At 67.3% G+C, this 664-nt stretch carries 1 protein-coding gene; it reads right to left on the bottom strand.

Annotation, left to right across the window (positions count from 1 at the left end; all coding sequences use genetic code 11):
• Positions 1–54: 54 nt before the first annotated feature.
• Positions 55–531 (bottom strand): ASCH/PUA domain-containing protein, encoded by a 477-nt coding sequence (locus tag AC1DSO_RS24765; protein ID WP_477071331.1) that lies wholly within the window; start codon positions 529–531, stop codon positions 55–57.
• Positions 532–664: the final 133 nt, after the last annotated feature.

The raw sequence follows: 664 nt of genomic DNA, 5'->3' as shown, positions 1-664 counted from the left end.
CTCCACCGCCGTTCGGCGGTCCCCCTCCCCCAGAGGGGGAGGAAGAAAATATCCCTACCCCTTGCGGACGATCCGCGCCGCCGCCGCGTGGAAGCCGGCTTCGGCCGCGGCCAGGTCGGCCACCGCGCCGTGGCGGTCGCTGGCGACGCTCATATTGCTCTTGGTGTAGCTCTCCGAGACCTTGCGGGCTTCCTGGGCGCGCAGGGCGGCGTTGGAGGCGGCGGTCTCGTGCCATTGCGCCAGGCTGTCGGCGGTGACCTCGGCGGCCGCGTCCGGATGCGGCGCGACCTCGCCGAAGCCGATGGCCACGAAGCCGTGGATGACGCCGTAGTCCTCTTCCGACAGCAGGAAGGTGATCTGACGCTCTTCGACCTGGCCGGTATAGGCGTCGTCCTCGGGGTCGAATTCGCGCAGCACCAGGATGTCGCCGACCTTGAATTCGCGGTCGTTGCGGCGGATCTCGAAACGCTTCTGGCCCGAGCGGACGGCGGCGAAATATTTGGGCCAGGTCTTGAGTTCGTGGCGGGTCATGGGGCGGCGGACTTTTCTAGGAAGGCGGAAGCGGGCGGTTCTGACGGTCGGAACCTAGCGCAGGGTTAACGGACAGCAAGAGGGCTGTGGATAGCGCCTTAAACCGTGTGTCATCCCGGCCGCAGCGAAGCGG

The sequence above is a fragment of the Caulobacter sp. P4_E5 genome (assembly GCF_056401555.1).
This window is presented reverse-complemented; position numbering and strand designations above follow the sequence as displayed.

Bases quoted from the DNA above. Each gene is read 5' to 3' on its own strand.
- AC1DSO_RS24765 (WP_477071331.1), bottom strand. From the start codon at position 531: ATGACCCGCCACGAACTCAAGACCTGGCCCAAATATTTCGCCGCCGTC.